Here is a 19,574-nt window from a genome sequence, read left to right on the forward strand (position 1 = left end):
TGGCGATTAGACTGGAGAAGTATGGCCAAGCGACGCATGAGCGAGAAGAAGCGGCGGATGTACCGCCGCCGGAGGATTGCGGCCGCCCTGCTGGCGGTGCTCTTCCTGTTGGTCTGCGCTGGCCTGGTTTGGGGCGTGGGGGCCGGCATCAGAGCCCTGCGCTCAGGCGATGGAGGCCAGGGAGCCTCGACCAGCACCCGGCAGGACGCAAAGAACAATTCCAAGGACAAGGACAACAAGGACAAGCAGGGCAAGGAGCAGAAGAAGGACGCCGGCAAGAAGCGTTCCTCCGGAGCTCCTGACTGCGACAAGGGGGATTTGGCCCTGGAGCTGGCTGCGCCTAATCCCAGTACTGGGGTCGGCGGATCCATCGACTTCACGGTGACCATCCGGCACAAGGGGACAGGCTCATGCTTGGTGGACGGTTCCGATGGCGGCCGGGTGCTGGTCATCACCAGCGGCGAGGATACCGTCTGGCGCTCCGATGCCTGCCCGGTGGGGGCTCGCACCCTGCTCATGGCCACCGGCGACAAGGATGTGCAGACCATCACCTGGCATGCCGACAGGAGCCAGGAGAGCTGTCAGCCTGATCAGAAGCTGCCCCGGGTCAAGGCTGGTTCCTACCAGGCCAAGCTGGTGCTCAAGGCCGATTCCAAGGTGGTCTCCCAGCCAGTGCCGGTCATGGTCCAATAGCAGCTTTTCCAAATCGACACGCCGATTGCGTCCAGAGTTCTTGTCTGCTATAGTTTTGTCTTTGCATGAGGTGTGTCATATAGCGGGCATGCATCATCAAGGAGATGCCCGCGAATAGGCATATGGCGGCCATTCGGCATCTCCCTGGGGTAACAGGAATGATCGAGTACGGCGAGCGATAAGGAACGTCCATTTTGGCTGCCAATAAAGCTATAAGTAGTACCACCGCCACGCAGGCACGCGCTGACGAACACGATATCAAACTGCACAAGGCCACCGATCGTGTCAATTTCGGATCCATCCGCGAACCCATCGAGGTACCCTACCTCCTGGGCGTGCAGACCGATAGCTTTGACTGGCTGGTCGGCAACGACCGCTGGAAGAAGCGGGTCGAGGAGGATCAGGTCAACGGAACCCATACCGTGGCCCCCGTCTCCGGCCTGGATGAGGTCTTCCAGGAGATCTCTCCCATTGAGAACTTCGCCCAGACCATGAGCCTGACCTTCTCGGATCCCTACTTCGAGGAGCCCCGGCACACGGTCCAGGAGTGCAAGGAGAAGGACTACACCTACTCCGCCCCCCTGTACGTGAACGCCGAGTTCGAGAACGGGGATACCGGCGAGATCAAGTCGCAGACCGTCTTCATGGGCGACTTTCCGCTGCAGACCCCCCATGGCACCTTCATCATCGGCGGCTCGGAGCGTGTCATCGTCTCCCAGCTGGTCCGCTCTCCCGGCGTCTACTTCGACCGCACCCAGGACCGCAACTCCGACAAGGAGATTTTCGGGGCCAAGATCATCCCCAGCCGGGGCGCCTGGCTGGAGTTCGAGATCGACAAGCGCGATGTGCTTGGCGTGCGCGTGGACCGCAAGCGCAAGCAGTCCGCCATCGTCTTCCTCATGGCCATCGGCATGACCAAGCCGCAGATCCGCAAGGCCTTCAAGGGCTACCCGCTGGTGCTGGATGCCTTGGAGAAGGAGACGATCGAGACCCAGGACGAGGCCCTGACCGACCTCTACCGCAAGATTCGGCCTGCTGACACCGCCTCGCCTGAGGCAGGCCGCAACCTGCTGGACTCCTTCTACTTCAACACCAAGCGCTACGACCTGGCCCGGGTCGGCCGCTACAAGATCAACCGCAAGCTTGGGCTTGAGGCCGACTTCAACGACCGCAGCCTGCATCCCGAGGACATCATCGCCACCCTGAAGTACCTGGTGACCCTGCATGCCGGCGGGCAGACCTTCCCCGGTCGCCGCGACGGTCAGGACATCGAGCTGCGGGTGGACGTGGACGACATCGACCACTTCGGCAACCGCCGCATCCGTCAGGTGGGCGAGCTGATCCAGAACCAGCTGCGCACCGGTCTGAGCCGTATGGAGCGCGTGGTCCGTGAGAGGATGACCACCCAGGACGCGGAGGCCATCACCCCGCAGTCCCTGATCAACATCCGCCCCGTCAACGCGACCATCAAGGAGTTCTTCGGAACCTCCCAGCTGAGCCAGTTCATGGACCAGAACAACCCGCTGGCCGGCGTGACCAACAAGCGTCGTCTTTCGGCCCTGGGTCCCGGCGGCCTGTCCCGCGACCGCGCCTCCATGGAGGTACGCGATGTGCACCCCTCCCACTACGGACGTATGTGCCCCATCGAGTCCCCTGAAGGCCCCAACATCGGTCTGATCGGCTCCCTGGCCACCTTCGCCCGCGTCAACCCCTTCGGCTTCATCGAGACCCCCTACCGCAAGGTCATTGATGGCCAGGTGACCGACGACGTGGTCTACATGACCGCCGACCAGGAGTCCGAGCACACCATCGCCCAGGCCAACCAGGAGATCGACGAGACCGGACATTTCGTCGAGGACGAGGCCCTGGTGCGTGACGCCGAGGCCGAGGCCAAGGATGTGCCTGTCTCCCAGGTGGACCTGATGGATGTCTCCCCGCGGCAGATGGTTTCGGTGGGCGCCTCCCTGATTCCATTCCTGGAGCACGACGAGGGCCACCGAGCACTGATGGGCACCAACATGCAGCGTCAGGCCGTCCCCCTGGTCAAGTCCGAGCGTCCCCTGGTGGGCACCGGTTCCGAGTGGCGTTCCGCCATCGACTCGGGCGATGTCATCCTGGCCGAGAAGCCGGGCGTGGTCACCTACGTCTCCGCCGACATCATCCGCGTCATGAATGACGACGGCACCCAGTCCTCCTACAAGCTGGCCAAGTTCCAGCGGTCCAACCAGACCACCTGCTACAACCAGGTCCCCCTGATCAAGGACGGGGAGCGGGTCGAGGCCGGCACGGTCCTGGCTGACGGACCCGCCACCGAGAAGGGCGAGATGGCCCTGGGCAAGAATGTCCTGGTGGCCTTCATGCCCTGGAACGGCTACAACTACGAGGACGCCGTCATCATCTCCCAGCGGCTGGTCCAGGACGACACCCTGAGCTCCATCCACATCGAGGAGTACGAGACCGACGCCCGCGAGACCAAGCTGGGTGCCGAGGAAATCACCCGGGACCTGCCCAACGTGGGCGAGGACGCTGTGGCCAACCTGGACGAGCGCGGCATCATCCGCATCGGTGCCGAGGTCGAGGCCGGCGACATCCTGGTCGGCAAGGTCACCCCCAAGGGCGAGACCGAGCTGACCCCCGAGGAACGACTTCTGCGGGCCATCTTCGGCGAGAAGAGCCGCGAGGTGCGCGACACCAGCCTGCGGGTGCCCCACGGCGAGACCGGCACGGTCATCGAGGTCAAGGAGGTCACCCGCGAGGATGCCGAGGAGGACGGCGACGAGCTGCCCAACGGCGTCAACCGGATGATTCGGGTCTACATCGCCCAGCACCGCAAGATCACCCAGGGCGACAAGCTCTCGGGACGCCACGGCAACAAGGGTGTCATCTCGAGGATCCTGCCCGAGGAGGATATGCCCTTCATGGCCGATGGCACCCCCATCGACATCATGCTCAACCCGTTGGGCGTGCCCTCCCGTATGAACCTGGGCCAGGTCCTGGAGCTCCACTTGGGGTGGATCGCCCACTCCGGCTGGGACATCAGCCTGGATCCCGACCTGGAGGCCGAATGGAAGAAGCACATTCCGGCAGGCGCTGAGAAGGCTGAACCCGGTACCGCCGTGGCCACCCCGGTCTTCGACGGCGTGCGTCAGGATGCCCTGAACGGCCTGCTCAAGACCACCCTGCCCAACCGTGACGGCGAGCGCCTGGTGGGCGACGACGGGAAGGCCGTGCTCTACGACGGCCGCACCGGCGAGCCCTTCACCAAGCCCATCTCCGTGGGCTACATGTACATGCTCAAGCTCCACCACCTGGTCGACGACAAGATTCACGCCCGGTCCACCGGCCCCTACTCCATGATCACCCAGCAGCCCCTGGGCGGCAAGGCCCAGTTCGGCGGCCAGCGCTTCGGCGAGATGGAGGTCTGGGCCCTGGAGGCCTACGGCGCCGCCTACACCCTGCACGAGATGATGACCACCAAGTCCGATGACGTGGACGGCCGCGTCCGGGCCTACGGAGCCATTGTGCGCGGGGAGAACCTGCCGGCGGCCGGCATCCCCGAATCCTTCAAGGTGCTGCTCAAGGAGATGCAGTCGCTCTCCTTGAACGTGGAGGTGCTCAACGCGGAAGGCAACGTGATCGAGATGAAGGACGAGGACGACGACCCGAGCGCCGCCTCCGACGACCTGGGCTTCAACATCGGCGCCCGCCCGGACGCCGCCGCCAAGGCCGACCAGTCCGCTCCCGAGCCGGAGTACCGCTGAACCACCAGTCACAGGGATGCCCGCCTGACGGGCATCCCGCCAAGAGGCAAACTTCAGAGCAGTTACAAGATCAGAGACAGGACACAGAGTGCTGGACGTCAATGCATTTGACAAACTGAGAATCGGACTGGCCACGGCCGACGACATCCGCGGCTGGAGCTATGGCGAGGTCAAGAAGCCTGAGACCATCAACTACCGTACCTTGAAGCCCGAGAAGGACGGCCTGTTCGGAGAGCAGATCTTCGGACCCACCCGCGACTGGGAGTGCGCCTGCGGCAAGTACAAGCGCGTGCGCTTCAAGGGGATTGTCTGCGAGCGCTGCGGCGTGGAGGTCACCCGCTCCCGCGTCCGCCGCGAGCGTATGGGCCACATCGAGCTGGCTGCCCCCGTCACCCACATCTGGTTCTTCAAGGGTGTGCCCTCCCGGCTGGGATACCTGCTGGACATCGCGCCCAAGGACCTGGAAAAGGTCATCTACTTCGCGGCCTACATGGTCACCAAGGTGGATGAGGAGCAGCGCCACAAGGATCTGCCCGACCTGCAGGACGAGTTCGACAACGAGATCAACCAGCTGGAGAAGAAGCGCGACCTGGAGATCGACAAGCGCGCCAAGAAGCTGGAAGAGGACCTGGCCGAGCTGGAGAAGACCGATGAGGTCAAGGGTTCCATGAAGGCACGTCTGCGCAACGGTGCCGAGCGGGACATGACCGCCATCCGCAAGCGCTACGACGACCAGATCCAGCGGATCACCGCCGTCTTCGACCGCTTCAAGACCCTGAAGCCCGGCGATATGGAGGGCGACGTGGATCTGTGGCGGGAGATGCAGGACCGCTACGGTGACTACTTCGAGGGTTGCATGGGCGCCGAGGCCATCAAGAAGCGCCTGCAGGACTTCGACCTGGAGGGTGCCGCCAAGGAGCTCCGTCACGAGATCGACACCGGCTCCGGCCAGCGTAAGGCCCGTGCCCTGAAGCGGCTCAAGGTGGTCTCCGCCTTCCTGAACACCGGCAACAAGCCCGAGGCCATGGTCCTGGACGTCGTCCCGGTCATTCCGCCCGACCTGCGCCCCATGGTGCAGCTGGACGGTGGCCGCTTCGCCACCTCCGACCTGAACGACCTCTACCGGCGCGTCATCAACCGCAACAACAGGCTCAAGCGCCTGATCGAGCTGGGCGCCCCCGAGATCATGCTCAACAACGAGAAGCGCATGCTCCAGGAGGCTGTGGATTCCCTCTTCGACAACGGCCGCCGTGGCCGCCCCGTCACCGGAGCCTCCAACCGTCCCCTGAAGTCCCTGGCCGACATGCTCAAGGGCAAGCAGGGCCGCTTCCGTCAGAACCTGCTGGGCAAGCGTGTGGACTACTCCGGCCGTTCCGTGATTGTGGTCGGGCCCTCCCTGCGCATGCATCAGTGCGGCCTGCCCAAGCCCATGGCCCTGGAGCTCTTCAAGCCCTTCGTCATCAAGCGGCTGGTGGACCTCAACTACGCGCAGAACATGAAGAGCGCCAAGCGTCTGGTCGACCGCGGCGATCCCGAGGTCTGGGGCGTGCTGGAGGAGGTCATCTCCGAGCACCCCGTCCTGCTCAACCGTGCGCCTACGCTGCACCGTCTGGGTATCCAGGCCTTCGAGCCCATCCTGGTCGAGGGCAAGGCCATCCACCTGCCCCCACTGGCTTGCGCGGCCTTCAACGCCGACTTCGACGGCGACCAGATGGCAGTCCATCTGCCCCTGTCGGCCGAGGCCCAGGCTGAGGCCCGTTCGCTCATGCTGGCCTCCGACAACATCCTCAAGCCCGCCGACGGCCACACGGTCACCATGCCCTCCCAGGACATGATTCTGGGTCTGTACTACCTGACCACCGTGGTTGACGGAGCCAAGGGCCAGGGCCGGATCTTCTCCAGCCTGGCCGAGGCCCGGATGGCCTTGGACCTGGGCGAGATCGACATGCAGGCCAAGATCCTGCTGCGGGTCCCCGCCGACTTCGTCATGCCCAAGGGCTGGGAGCCCGGTGACCTCAAGGTCGTCGACCCCGAGCCCGGCAGCCCTGACGTGGTCAAGGAAGAGGTCTTCAAGGACGGTTCCAGGCTCTTCGCCACCAACTACGGGCGGGTCCTGTTCAACCGGACGCTGCCTGTGGACTACCCCTTCATCAACGAGCAGGTGCCCAAGGGCAAGCTGTCCGGCATCGTGGACGACATCGCCACCCGGTACTCGACCGCACAGGTCGCGGCCACCCTGGATGCCCTGAAGGATCTGGGCTTCACCCGGGCCCAGTGGTCCGGCGTGACCATGGCCTTCTCCGACATCGTGGTGCCGCCCGAGCGTGAAAAGATCGTCAACGAGTACCAGGGGCAGGCTGCCAAGGTCAACTCCCAGTACGACATGGGTCTGCTGACCGACGAGGAGCGCCGTCAGGAGCTGATCAACCTGTGGACCGAGTGCACCGACAAGGTGGCCGAGGCCATGCAGGAGCACTTCACTCCGGACAACAACGTGAACATCATGGTCCAGTCCGGGGCACGAGGCAACTGGATGCAGATCCGCCAGATTGCCGGTATGCGAGGCCTGGTGGCCAACCCCAAGGGCGAGATCATCCCTCGACCGGTCAAGTCCAACTACCACGACGGCCTGTCGGTGCTGGAGTACTTCATCTCTCAGCACGGCGCCCGCAAGGGTCTGGCCGACACCGCACTGCGTACCGCCGAGTCGGGCTACCTGACCCGTCGTCTGGTCGACGTCTCCCAGGACGTGATCGTGCGTGAGGAGGACTGCGGCACCATGCGCGGTCTGACCATGAAGGTGGCCGAGCGCGACGAGCAGGGCAACCTGGTCCTGGTCAAGGCCGCCGACGGCGGACCTTACTCAAGGCTCCTGGCCGCCGACGTCATCGATCCCAAGGACGGCAAGACCGTGCTCTACAAGCGCGGCGACGCCCTGTCCATGGACGTGCTTCGCGACATGGTCGCCCACGGCGTGGAGGAGGTCAAGGCCCGTTCGGTCCTGACCTGCGAGTCCACCCGCGGTGTGTGCGCCAAGTGCTACGGCTGGTCCCTGGCCACCAACAAGCTGGTGGACGTCGGCGAGGCCGTGGGCATTGTGGCCGCCCAGTCCATCGGCGAGCCCGGCACCCAGCTGACGCTGCGTTCCTTCCACTCCGGCGGTGTGGCTTCGGCCTCCGACATCACCCAGGGTCTTCCCCGTGTCACCGAGCTCTTCGAGGCCCGTACCCCCAAGGGCGAGGCTCCCATCGCGGAGTTCCCCGGCACCGTCAAGGTGGAGGACACCGACCGCGGCCGTCAGGTGACCCTGACCCCGGACGACACCTCCGTGGAGGCGCTGACCTACCCGGTCACCCGCCGTGCACCCATGATGGTCAAGGACGGACAGCACGTCGAAGCCGGCACCCAGCTGATCGAGGGCTCCGTGGATCCCAAGAAGATCCTGCGCATCCTCGGCCCGCGCGCCGCCCAGGTGAACATCGTCAACGAGGTGCACACGGTCTATCGCTCCCAGGGCGTGGACATCCACGACAAGCACATCGAGGTCATCGTCCACCAGATGCTCCGTCGCGTGACGGTCATCGACTCGGGCGACACCGACCTGCTGCCCGGCGAGCTGGTTGACCAGGCCAAGTTCAAGGCCGCCAACATGAAGGCCGTCAAGGCCGGAGGCAAGCCGGCCGCGGGACGTCCCGAGCTCATGGGCATCACCAAGGCCTCCCTGGCCACCGACTCCTGGCTGTCGGCCGCCTCCTTCCAGGAGACGACCCGCGTGCTCACCGAGGCCGCCCTGAACCAGAAGGTCGACGACCTGAAGGGCCTCAAGGAGAACGTGATCATCGGCAAGCTGATTCCCGCAGGCACCGGTCTGGCCAGGTACCGCAACGCCACCGTGGAGCCCGACAAGGCCATCCGCGACACCATCTACCCCAACTTCGGTCTGGGTGGCGGCGACGTGGATCTGAGCGACGCCGACCTGAACGATGTGGACTTCTCCAACATCGACTTCGGAGACCTGAAGCTGGGCGACGACTTCAACCCGGACGACTTCCTCAACGACCAGGGCGGTCAGAGCCATCTGGACACCCCTAACGTGCAGGATTCGTCAGCTGGGGCCGGCGATCAGACGGCTGCCACGGGCACGGGATCCTCGGATGCCGCCAATGGCAGTGACTCCGATCAGAAGCCGTCCCAGCAGCCTGGTTCGGCCACCTTCTCCTCCTCGGAGGACCAGCACTCCAACCAGTGAGTGCATATACGGCAAGTAGCCGCAGATCTGCTTGGGCCGGATAACCCGGCCCAAGCAGAGTCGGCTGCAGGATATGTGATAAACAATGAGGGCTCGTGTGATTTTGGCGATCGCATGGGCCCTCATTGTGTTTTCCTGCTGTTCAGGTTGTCGGCGGACAGGTCAGTGCAGATGCCTAGGGGAAAGCAGGGTGCGCCAGCGTCGGGTTCGTGGCAGGGATGCCAGGATGGCGGACCGAAGCTTGTCCACCAGCTGCCAGCAGTCTTCGGCCTCCTGCTCATCTGAAGGGTGCCGGTCGAAAGAAGCCTGATCGGCCATGCTGCGCAGTCGATCCAGATCCTCGCGCAGTCCGGACGACGAGGACCCTGGGGGGTCGGTCAGCAGGGTCCGGGCAATCAGAACCGCCTGTTCGCTGCGGGTGCCATCCAGGGACAAGCCAGTCTGTATGCCCAGGTTGCCGATCTGTCGCCAGCCGGCGCGGATACGTGTCTTCGGGTCGCCGGTCGACCGGGCCCGTCGGCGCAGCAAGGCCTTGAAGGTCAGCAGGAGCAGAACCAGGAGAGCCGGCAGCCAGAGTGGCATGGTCCAGAGTGTCACTTTGGCTAGCAGGGGTCCGTACCGCTTCCAGAAGGAGGGTGAAGACTGCCGTGATGCCTCCTGGCCGCCAACGGTGGTTCTGCCATGGGTGGTTCTGTCGTCACGAGGAGGATCGACCAGCGGGGGCGGTGGCTGGCGGACCAGGGTGCGCGGATCGGGCGGTGTGGAGTCCAGAGACCTGTCCGGGGTCTTGGTCTCCGGTGGCGTGGGGTAGAAGGGGACCCACCCGAGTCCCTTGAGATTGATTTCCACCCAGGCCTGGGCATCGCGTCCTGTGAAGTCAATTCGGGTACTCCCGTCCGCTTCAGTCCTGGTCCGTGCCCGGCTGATGGAGCCGTCGCGATTCTTGGGGAGGAATCCCAAGACCACCCGGGATGGCAGACCCATCTGCCGGGCCAGGAGGGCCATGGCCGAGGCGTATTGCTCGCTGTCGCCCACCATGGCCTGGCCCTGCAGGAGCTGATTGATTCGATAGTCGCCATGGCCGGAGGGTGAGGGATAGTCACCGGCCAGACCATGGGAGAACCATCCCTCCTTGTGCAGCCGTTCCTCGATGGCCAGCGCCCTGGCGCCGCCGCGCGCCTGCATGGAGGTCATGGAGGCAGCCGCCTTGGGCAGGCTCTCAGGGGTATCCGCCAGGGGAGGCACCTGTGCATCTCCCGGATTGCTGTCGGCTATGCGACGAGTGGCGGGTCGGTCTTCGGTCACGCCGCGCACCGTATAGCTGGCCCCGGCCTGCAGGGCCTGATCGGTCAGTGCGGTGTCCGTGGCCTTGTTGAAGTAGAGGTCCTTCCGTTGCAGGCCTTGGTCCGTATCGATGCTGTCGACCTGTCCGGCGGAGGGCAGCCAAGCGTGATCGAATCCCTCCCGAATCAGGAAGGTCGCGGTAAAAGGCCGTCCGGTCTGTTCGCTGTCTTTGGCTATTCCCTGCCGGGTTTCTGTGCGGATCTGGGCGCCGATGCGCCGGTAATCGGCGGCTCCTGCGCCTGAGGAGTCGGACAGGTTCCAGACCTTGCCGTCATAACGGTCCATGACGGCCATTCGGACCGGCGTACCGGCGGGCAGGTTGCGGACTGTGACCAGGGTATCGTCGCGGTGACGCTTGATATAGGCGCGATAATCGCTCAGGGGGCTGGTGAACTGGTAGGGGTCCATGGGGGGCTGATAGTGGTCTCGGATGACCAGCCTGGTCGGGGCGGGCAGGATTCCAGCGGAGAAAATCAATCCGGTTGTCAATGCCAGAGTCAGAAGCGTGGATGCGAGTCCTTGTAGACGCAGCAGACCCAGTTCGCTGGCGCACCAGATCAACAGGAGCAGCCACAGGATGCCGCCCGTCAACGCCGGGTGGAGGCCTCTGCTGGTGCCCAGGGCGGCTGACACAGCCATGGTGGCCAGGATGGGCAGGGTGGCTGCCAGGACGGCCACGGGGTGCATCGGCCGTCCCAGGTTGCGGCCCAGGCCATGACGGGCCAGCAGCACGGCCAGATAACAGGTCCATAGCATCAGCGTCCACAGAGCCATCAGTACGCCGGCTTCCTGGCCGAGTGGCGGGTCGATGGCCACCAGGGTCTTGAAAGCGCCGAAGGTGGCGGACCACCCTTGTGCCAGGGTTGCCCAGGTGGGCAGAACGTGTGCCAGGGTTGTCCCGTTTAGAGCGAGGATGGGGCCCAGCAGGAACTGGGCTGCAATCAGTAGCAGAGGCTGCAGGAGGGTTGTGGCAATACCACGCCGGGGGAGCAAGGCGATCAGCAGTCCGGTCAGGCAGGCTGCGGCTCCCACTGTAAGCCAGAGGGGCAGGCTGCCGTAGACGGGCAGCAGCTGCAGTCCGGCCAACAGATTGAGGGGCGCCAGTGTGGCGATCAGAATGATGGGAGAGCGGTGCCGGGTGGGGTCGACAGTGGATTGCAGACCTGCCCGGTCGATCAGGCGGATGGGCTCTCTCTGCGCTTGGTCAGGCCATGATGCGGATGTGCTCATGGTTGGTTCTCCATGAGAATGGGAAGGTCCCTTATATTGCCCATATTGCCCAAAACGGCGTTGACAAGGCCCGGCTGCGTCTGCAGACTTGGATTGGCATCCAGGTCAGCAGCCAGCAGCATGACCGGGGAGACGCTCTGGGCCGATTCGCCCATCAACGTAGAGGGTTGACGGTCGCCCATCGATCCGGTTACCAGAATGGTCAGGCTGGTTCGCTCGGGAGCGTCGGACAGGTCTGGCTTGTCGTAGCTGTCCTGGCTGGGGCGGATGGCACTGCAGGCATCCAGAAAGCTTCGGGGATCCTCCGTGGGCAGGGTGGTTCCATGGGCATCGGAATCGTCGGGTTCCGGGGCCAGCGCTTGCAGCTGACGGCCATCAAGCAGGCATCGGCAGCCCAGAGAGGCGTAGATTTCAACTGCCAGCTCGAACTCATCCGCATTCCGGTATGAGGTGGCTTGGCCGTCCAGAATCAGGCTGGTTCTGGTGCGCAGGGTGGGCTCGTACTGGCGGACCATCATGGTGCCGACCCGGGCAGTGGACAGCCAGTGGACCCGTTTCATGTCGTCGCCGGGCGCATAGGGGCGAAGGGCATGGAATTCCAGGTCGTCGTCGACAATGCCGGGACCAGGGTCCCCCTCCAGGTCGCGTTCCAGTCCGGCTTCAAGGGGCGGAAGAGCCACAGTGCGGGGATGGATATAGAGTTTTCGGGCGCCAGTCAGAATCCGGCGGCGGCGGATGAGTCCCATCGGGTCCCCGGCCTCCATGGTCACAGGTCCCAGATCAATCACCCCACGGGACCTGGCTTCCAGTTTCAAACGGATCTGGTGAGTCTGGCCGGGAGCCAAGGCTGGCAGCGAGGCCATGATGGTTCCTTGGCCTAGAGCCAGACCAATTCGGCCACGGCGGGTGGAGTGGCTGCCCGGATTGCTCAGAACCAGGACCAGCTCAGCCTGGCCACCCACCTCCAGATGGCCTTGGTCCAGACTCGTTTCAGCGCTACAGGACAGGTTGCCCAGGCTCATCAGCAACCCCAGCAGCAGCATGCCTGCACCTAGCAGAGCGCCCGCCATTAGCTCACGCCAACCTGTAGGGACGAAGGCCAGAGCGCACAGGAGCGCAGCCAGCGCCATGCCCCAGCCAAGAGCAGTGACCGACTGCCACAGGTCAGCGGCACGGGATCGCAGGCCCTGTCTGGACCCTGTCGAGGATGCCGATCGTGACTCCGGGACAGATCGACGGGCGAAAGCGGTCATGGCTCACTGCTCTCCTGTGGGGACGGGGACCTTGGCCAGGGCTTCAGCCAGCGCCTGGTGTTCATCCATGTCCGCCAGCCTGCTCTGAGCGGTCAGAATCAGCCGGTGGGCCAATATGGGGTCGACCAGGTCCTTGACATCATCGGGGATCACGTAGTCGCGGCCCTGGGCACAGGCCTGGATCCTGGCGCAACGGACCAGAGCAAGTCCGCCTCTGATGGAGGAGCCGACCAGGATGGCGGGGCTGTGCCGTGTGGCTTCGATGATGTGGATGACGTATTCCATGATGGAGGAATCGCAGAAGACCTTGGAGGCGCAGGCGGCCATGGCCTCCACCTGTTCGGCGTCGACCACCGGTTCGACCAGGCCGGCCCGGTCGCGGATGTCGGCCTCTTGAAGGATTCGCATGCTGGCATCGTGCCCCGGTGCCCCAAGTGAGGTGCGGATCAGAAAGCGGTCCATCTGAGCTTCGGGCAGGGCATAGGTACCCAGCTGCTCGATGGGATTCTGGGTGGCCATAACCATGAATGGCCGGGGGAGGCGGTAGGTGCGTCCATCCACGGTTACCTGGCCCTCCTCCATGACCTCCAGCAGGGCCGACTGGGTCTTGGGGGAGGCTCGGTTGATCTCGTCGGCCAGAACCAGGGAGGCGAAGACCGGACCGGGTCGGAAGGAGAATCGTCCTTGAGACTGGTCGTAGAAGGTCACCCCCAGCAGATCGGAAGGCAGCAGGTCGGGGGTGAACTGGATTCGCTTGCAATCCACCGCGATTGAGGCGGCCAGGGCGCGTGACAGCTGGGTCTTACCGGTGCCCGGATTGTCCTCCAGGAGCACATGGCCTCCTGCGATCAGGGCGGTGACGCATAAGGCGATGGTTTCCTCCTTGCCCAGCACAGCCTGGCCGACGTTGTCGACGATGGAGCGGAAGAGGCTGGCGAAGGTCGGCACATCCACGGCGGCCTGGCTGCTGCCTCCTGTATGGCTGTTGCTGCCGGCCTGGCCTGCTCGTCTTTGCTGACTGGTTTCTGCTGCCTGGTTTCCTGCCTCGGTGAAAGGCTGTTGGTTCTGCCCGGTCTTTTCTGCTCCCCTGGGTTCGTCGGTCCTGACTTCGTATCTGGGGGCCGAGGTCCGCTCCAGCTGGGGGTTGCGGGACTGATCGGTCGCATCAACCAGATCAGGTCTTGCAGAAGCTGACGAGGACCGGGCGAACAGGTCACGGACCGGCTGGCGGACGGGGATGGTCCCGTCTTCCACCATGGTGCGGTCCGATGTGCTGGATTCCTGTCTGGCAGCCACAGGGATGCGGCCGGGTCGGGTCCGGTCGTCGTTCACTTCCGGGGAGGATTCCTGCTGACCCAAACCTGCCATGAGAGCCTGGCGCTGCCGCTTCAGTACATCCAGTCGGTCGGCAGGGATCCGCCGGCTTTCGTTGCCCGCCTCGCGGGCGGCCATGGGGGTACTCCTCCTGGTCGCGTCATCCGGGATGGTGCCGTCCTGCTGGATGGGTTCCTGTGCGTTTCGTTCATCCATGGTCATTCATCCTTGTCTGCTGATGGGACCCCCGATGGGTTAAGGGTTTTGTCGCTTGGCTTGTCGGCATCCTTGGGGAGGGTCAGCTCCTTGGTGGCGGCGGGTGAATGGCCTTCGGACCCCACTCCACGGATGCGGGCGACCGCACGGAAGTTCAGCGTGGCGCCCGGCTTGGCAGACCCAGCGGGCAGAGTGATGACTTCACTGACCTCCGGCTGGTTGCAGGGCAGGGTCCAGGAGGCCTTGTCAGGGTCGAGGCCATCGATACTCACCTGGATGTCTGCGCAGGGTCGGCCGTGTTCGGCGCCCGGGTTCAGAGTCAGTTTGACTTGGTTCTTGCCCTGGTACTCCAGAGTCTGGAATGCAGGCGGATCCGGATGAGACCAGGTGGCTCCGGAGGCTGAGGCCACAGGACCAGATCCGGCCATATTGGCTGGGGTCACGCTCACTGTACAGGTGCCTCCTGCCTCATCATGACCTACGTCAAAGACCGCCTTGGTGGATGTGGCCGACCGCCATCGTGGCGAACCGCAGCCGGAACCCTCTCCGTGGACTGTATAGCCCTGGATGGGTGAGCCATGATTCTCTGGCGGACGCCAGGTGACGGTCAGGGTCTCCTTGCTGCCGCCGTCCACGGTCAGTCCCTGCACGCCTCCGGGAAGCACGTCCGGTCTGGCTGCTGCCGGAGAGGAGGCGGGGGACCAGCCCACCTGGTTGTGGGCTTGGACGGTGAAGGAATAGTCATGGCCGTTGGCCAGCCCGTCAATCCGGCAGGTGACGGCATTGCCGCAGGAGCGTTGTCCCGAGCCTGCCGATGAGGTGTAGGAGACCCGGTACTCGTCCACCGGACTGCCGTTGACTGCACCCGGCTCCCAGGCCAGGATAACCGTTCCGTCGCCTGCCTGGGCGGCGCCCGCCAGCATTCTGGGGGCCTGCGGCCGGTCGATGATGCCCACCGTGATGGTGGCGCTGACCCGGCGTCCCGGATCCAGACTGCCATCCTCGACCGTGGCCAGAATGGTGTTTGTGGAGGCGCCGATGTCGCGATCGGCTTTGATGGCAATCCTTCCGTCGCCAAGGTTGGTGGCTGTCAGACGTGAGGTGTCGTCGCTGACCAGGCCGACCAAACGCAACGGAGTGTCGGGGAAGGGGTTGAGGGCGCCGTCGAACAGGTCCAGCTCCAGACTCTGCCCGGCCTTGAGCCCTACCTGACGTGAGGGGACCGAAGCCAGAGGTCGGGTGGTAGCCACGATGCGGAAGGCCAGGACCGTATGTACATCGCCGGATGGACTGGTGATGGTCACCGGCAGGGTGGCCTTGGTGCCGGGTGTCGCGGTCTTGTCGGCGGCCACGTTCAGTTGGCCCCGAGGACTGAGCTTGGCATGGATCGGCCCCTGAGGGCCCCCGGAGGAGAAGGTGCTGTCGGCCGGATCGCTTCCCTGGGGCCAACGGGTCATGGCGGACAGGGAGATGGTCTGTGCCGGTTCCCCGGCCACCAGATCGATGACCGGTGCCGAAAGTACCGGTGGGGATGCCCTACCGCCTACCACGGTGATGGGCAGGGTCAGCACCGACTCGTTGACGATGGTCTGGCCGCCTGGATCCCCGTCTCGAACGGCAAAGGTCAGTGAGGCTGGGCCGGCATAATCCCTGGCGGCGGTGAACTTCAGGGTGTGCTCGTCCACGTAGGGGTCGGATCCGTCGGACTTGGTGGCCGAGACGGACTGACGGGAGACGATCCGTGCGGTCTTGCCTGCACCTACCCTGACCTGATCGGCGATGTCGATGGTGATGCTCTGCCCAGCCCTCACTTTCAGGGCCGGAGCGCGTGGTCTTAGGACCGGAGGGAATACTCCGTAGGCTGGGACTTTCACAAAGGCCATTGAAGTGATCTTGTACCGGGTGTTGGTGACGGTGTAGGGCACGGCCCTGGCCTGGTCGGTCAGGTCGATGACCAGCTTGGTGGAGCCGGCTTCGCCTACGATCCTGGCATGGGCACGGGCACTAGGATGAATCCCAAGGCGCAGGTCGTCGAGGGTGCCGGATGGGTTGCTGATGGAGTCGGTCAGATTGACTTCCACGCTGCGCTTGTCCACCGTGTCCTCGGGAGCCACCTGGTAATCCTGGGCTATGGGCGGCTGGATGGGGGCCTGGGGATCCGAGACCACGGTCAGGGTTGCCTGGTCGCTCAGCCCTGCCCGGTTGCGGGCCCCGTAGACCAGATAGGATGTGCCTGGCTGTGAGGGGGCGGTCAGCCGTATCATGTCGTCCTCTACGCTGGCCTGGTCCAGGCCCTGGCGCTCCAGATGGGGGTCCAGGCTCAGGGGCTCGTCGTCCCCGGAGATGTCGTTGAGCAGGACCGGCACATCGGCGACGGTTCCGGGCCGCAGCCTGACCTTGTCGTCCCGGGCGAAGACTCCGCTCACCGATGAGTCTGGGAAGACACCAATACGGACGCGCGCCTGGGCACGCTGCCCCACCCAGTCCTCCACGGCGTAGGTGAACTCGTCAGTGCCATGCGAGTCGGGGTAGGCCTCATAAATCAGGTAGTCGGCACCGGCTTTGACGATTCTGCCCAGTCTGGGCGCCTGGTTGCCCAGGCCTGACAGGGTGTCGCAATCTCCGTCCGGATCAATGCCGGTCAGGGGGACGGGGATGCGCACCTTGGTCCCGGCAGCCACCTGGGCCCGTAGGTCCTTGGGGGTGGGTGCGGGCTTGCTGGCGGGGTCGGAAGCGTGCACCTGGAAGGTGATGATGCCAGAGGCTGCGTTGCCCAGATCGTCCCTGACCGTATAGGTGGCGGGAAAGTCCCCGGTGCGCTCGCTGGCCTGATACCTGACCGTATCCCCGGATACGAAGGCCAGTCCCGCAAAGTTCTGCTGATCCGTGGTCAGCTGCTGGTCCAGGGTGATGCTGGTTCCGTCAGCGTGGGTGACCTTATCCATGACCGGAACAGTGACCAGGCCCGATGAACGGACCCCAACCGTCAGATTCGGGGCCTTGGGAGCCGAGGCTGCCCTGCTCAAGGAAGGGGGCTGCAGGACGATGGTCCCCTGAGCGCTGCCTTCGGCGTTGGCGACCGTGTAGGTGATGCTCAGCGGGCGTGTAGGGATTTTTCTTGCCGACAGGTAGACCCGGCGGTGGTCCACAATGCCTACCTTGATGCCGGAGTCCGGATCCACGCGCACATCGGTCAGGGCCAGCACTCCGCCCATGGGATCAAGATCGTTGTCGAGCGGATCGACGATGGCGGTCTGGTCGGCCCCCAGCAGTGCCACATCGTTGACAGGAACCGGCGGCGCGGATCCGCCCTGGTCATGTTCCACCTCCAGCCTGACCAGTCCCTGGGTCTCCTGGTCACCCTGGGCCACCCGATAGGGCACATAATAGGTGCCCGGGTTGGCGGCAGTGGCGGTGAAGGAAAGGTTCTCGGCGTTGACCTCCACCTGGATTCCATCAGTCTTGTCGACCCGGATCAGGCGGAGGGGCTGAGCGGCATTGGCATGTACGCTCCTGCTCAGGTCGACGGTGACCTCTCGGCCGGGAGTGGCCTGGCGGATGACCGGATCGACCAGCGGAGCCAGGGTGTTGACGGGTCTGACGGTGAAGTAGATGAGTCCCTGGCCGCTCATGAGCCCGTCCGAAACGGTGACTTTGACGGCCAGCCGACCGGAGGTGGCCGACCCGGCGCTCATGGTCAGCTGCCCATCAGCCCTGGTGGACAGGGATATGCGATCGGAGTTGATCGGTTCGGCACCGACCAGGGTCAGCGGATCCCCATCGGGATCTTCGAACCCGGCCAAGGCGTTGACGGTGGTCGTAGCGCCCTGCTCCACCTCATATTCGGGCGGGGTATCGTTCTGGACCGGTGCCTGATCGCCTCGGTCCATCCTGGCCGGGGCTATGTTGAGGTCGATGCCAGCCGAGGAGACCTGGCCGCGTCCGTCGGTGATGGAGTAGTTGATTCGGGCTCGGCCGACGGGTGTATCGCTGGCATCCACCTGCAGGTAGCGGCCGTTCATGACCGGGGTCAGATGCAGATTCCCCTGCGAGCTGCGCGCATCCTCGATTCGCAGAACCGAGCAGTCGGTCTGGTGGTCGTTGCGCAGGGGATCCAGCAGGGCTCTGGAACCGGTCCGAATGCCCAGACTGTCGTCCTCGGCCTGGATGGGTTGGGAACCTGATCGACAGGTGGCCGCGAACCGCTGGCGATTGTCGGCAGAGTCCTGGCGCTGATCGGTTTTGTCTGTGTGCTTGATTTCCATGGTCTGCCACTGCGGCCGGATCACCTTGGTGGAGGATTGTGGGTTCCAAACATCGCCGGTCAGCACATCGTTGAGGATGACCCGTCGGTGGTTGGCCCGGAAGACCAGGTCCGAGGTGGGGCTGATGGCCTCCAGAGTGGTGGGACTTGGCTGGTTTGACTGGACTTTGGGCACGGCTGTCCCCGCTGCACACAGTCGTAGGAAATTCCGCCCGGAGGAGGCCCAGGCCGTCCAAACGCATCCGCCCGAGGAGACCGGCTGGGCGGGTTGGCCGCTGCCGCCGGTGCGTGCGGTCTCGACCTGATTCCGGGGATGGTCAAGATTAATCAAGTGGACGCTTTCCTGATCAGTCAGGCCCACCCAAGGTCCTTGGCGGTCCATATCCACTGGAGTGGACTGGAGCTGCAGGTCTCCCCGATGCGGTATCCGGACGGATCCCTGGGGCCAGTAGAGCCGATCACCTGCCAGGAGTACAGGTCTTCCGTCGATGACGCTGAATGCGGTGGCCCGGACGGGGGCGTGGTCAGTCAGTGAGTCCAGCTCGCGGTGGGCCCGGGAGTCTGGTCCGTCGATTCTTAACACGACCCCGTCCGAGGGCCGGTAGGCGTAGACGGTTCCAGACGCATCCGCGGTGACCGCAGCCCCGGATCCCAGGGTCAGCACGGGGTCGCGGCGCTGTGGGTCCATATCTCCTGGAGAAGCGGCATGACCCACCCAGACCTTGCCGGTCCGTGCCTGGAAGAGCACCAGAGTGGGCCCGTTGACCATTCGCTGCACCCTGGCATCCGACCGGGTGGTGTCCCCCAGGGTGGCGGTGGAGGCCGCTATGGGAGCCATGCCTCCTTCACGGCCCAGGATGACCGCGTATCCGCTCTGGGCGAGGTCGAAGTGGTCCGTGCCCGTCGACAGGGCCACGTCCGCCTCGCCGATGTCGGGTTTGAACCGGGCGACCTTGCGCTCGTTCTCGGAGGCGATCCAGATGCTGCCGTCGTCCACCTGGACGGCTCGGCGGTCCACCCCATTCATGAACAAGGCGCCCAGGACGAGCAGGACCAGCGCCGTCAGCGTTACGGCCAGGATGGCGGCAGGGCTCTTGAAACGGACGGCCAGGGTACGCCGCAGGCGCAGCCCGGTCCGGCGCATCCGTAGGAAGCGTCCCTGCAAGTCCATAATTCCCTGGGTTCCTTTCCTGCTCTGCTGCACGGGCCAGGATGCCTGACCTATGTCTTTGCCTTTTAATTAATCCCGG

7 protein-coding genes are annotated in these 19,574 nt (G+C 64.5%); 3 read left to right on the forward strand and 4 right to left on the reverse strand.

Annotated elements, in window-relative coordinates; translation table 11 throughout:
- Positions 1 to 21 precede the first annotated feature (21 nt).
- The 3 genes from P272_RS0101420 (at position 22) to P272_RS0101430 (ending at position 8,703) form a co-directional block, all read left to right on the forward strand.
- Entirely contained in the window at positions 22 to 693 is a 672-nt protein-coding gene (locus P272_RS0101420; RefSeq protein ID WP_052323089.1) for a hypothetical protein, read from the forward strand.
- A 194-nt stretch (positions 694 to 887) separates the two neighbouring features.
- On the forward strand, positions 888 to 4,454 hold the full coding sequence (gene rpoB / locus P272_RS0101425; RefSeq protein ID WP_029677789.1) for a DNA-directed RNA polymerase subunit beta: 3,567 nt from the start codon (positions 888 to 890) through the stop codon (positions 4,452 to 4,454).
- A gap of 88 nt (positions 4,455 to 4,542) precedes the next feature.
- Positions 4,543 to 8,703 (forward strand): DNA-directed RNA polymerase subunit beta', encoded by a 4,161-nt coding sequence (locus P272_RS0101430; RefSeq protein WP_029677790.1) that lies wholly within the window; start codon positions 4,543 to 4,545, stop codon positions 8,701 to 8,703.
- Between the two features lie 162 nt (positions 8,704 to 8,865).
- Here the strand turns inward: P272_RS0101430 and P272_RS0101435 are convergent, their stop codons facing one another.
- From P272_RS0101435 to P272_RS0101450, 4 genes are read right to left on the reverse strand one after another with little or no spacing between them, the layout of a single operon-like run.
- Positions 8,866 to 11,277 (reverse strand): transglutaminase-like domain-containing protein, encoded by a 2,412-nt coding sequence (locus tag P272_RS0101435; protein WP_052323092.1) that lies wholly within the window; start codon positions 11,275 to 11,277, stop codon positions 8,866 to 8,868.
- On the reverse strand, positions 11,274 to 12,530 hold the full coding sequence (locus tag P272_RS0101440) for a DUF58 domain-containing protein (RefSeq protein ID WP_052323095.1): 1,257 nt from the start codon (positions 12,528 to 12,530) through the stop codon (positions 11,274 to 11,276). The genes P272_RS0101435 and P272_RS0101440 overlap by 4 nt, the downstream gene beginning before the upstream one ends.
- A gap of 3 nt (positions 12,531 to 12,533) precedes the next feature.
- On the reverse strand, positions 12,534 to 14,060 hold the full coding sequence (locus tag P272_RS08800) for an AAA family ATPase (protein WP_425332915.1): 1,527 nt from the start codon (positions 14,058 to 14,060) through the stop codon (positions 12,534 to 12,536).
- Positions 14,061 to 14,062: 2 nt separating this feature from the next.
- A complete protein-coding gene (locus tag P272_RS0101450; protein ID WP_029677794.1) occupies positions 14,063 to 19,495 on the reverse strand; it encodes an Ig-like domain-containing protein in 5,433 nt (1,810 codons plus the stop codon).
- Positions 19,496 to 19,574: the final 79 nt, after the last annotated feature.

It is taken from the genome of Bifidobacterium sp. 7101 (genome assembly GCF_000499285.1).
In the GTDB taxonomy this organism is placed as follows: Bacteria; Actinomycetota; Actinomycetes; order Actinomycetales; family Bifidobacteriaceae; genus Bombiscardovia; species Bombiscardovia apis_A.

Coding starts and splice junctions, on each gene's coding strand:
- P272_RS0101435 (WP_052323092.1), bottom strand. CDS start 11,277: ATGAGCACATCCGCATCATGGCCTGACCAAGCGCAGAGAGAGCCCATC.
- P272_RS08800 (WP_425332915.1), bottom strand. CDS start 14,060: ATGGATGAACGAAACGCACAGGAACCCATCCAGCAGGACGGCACCATC.
- P272_RS0101420 (WP_052323089.1), top strand. CDS start 22: ATGGCCAAGCGACGCATGAGCGAGAAGAAGCGGCGGATGTACCGCCGC.
- P272_RS0101440 (WP_052323095.1), bottom strand. CDS start 12,530: ATGACCGCTTTCGCCCGTCGATCTGTCCCGGAGTCACGATCGGCATCC.
- P272_RS0101450 (WP_029677794.1), bottom strand. CDS start 19,495: ATGGACTTGCAGGGACGCTTCCTACGGATGCGCCGGACCGGGCTGCGC.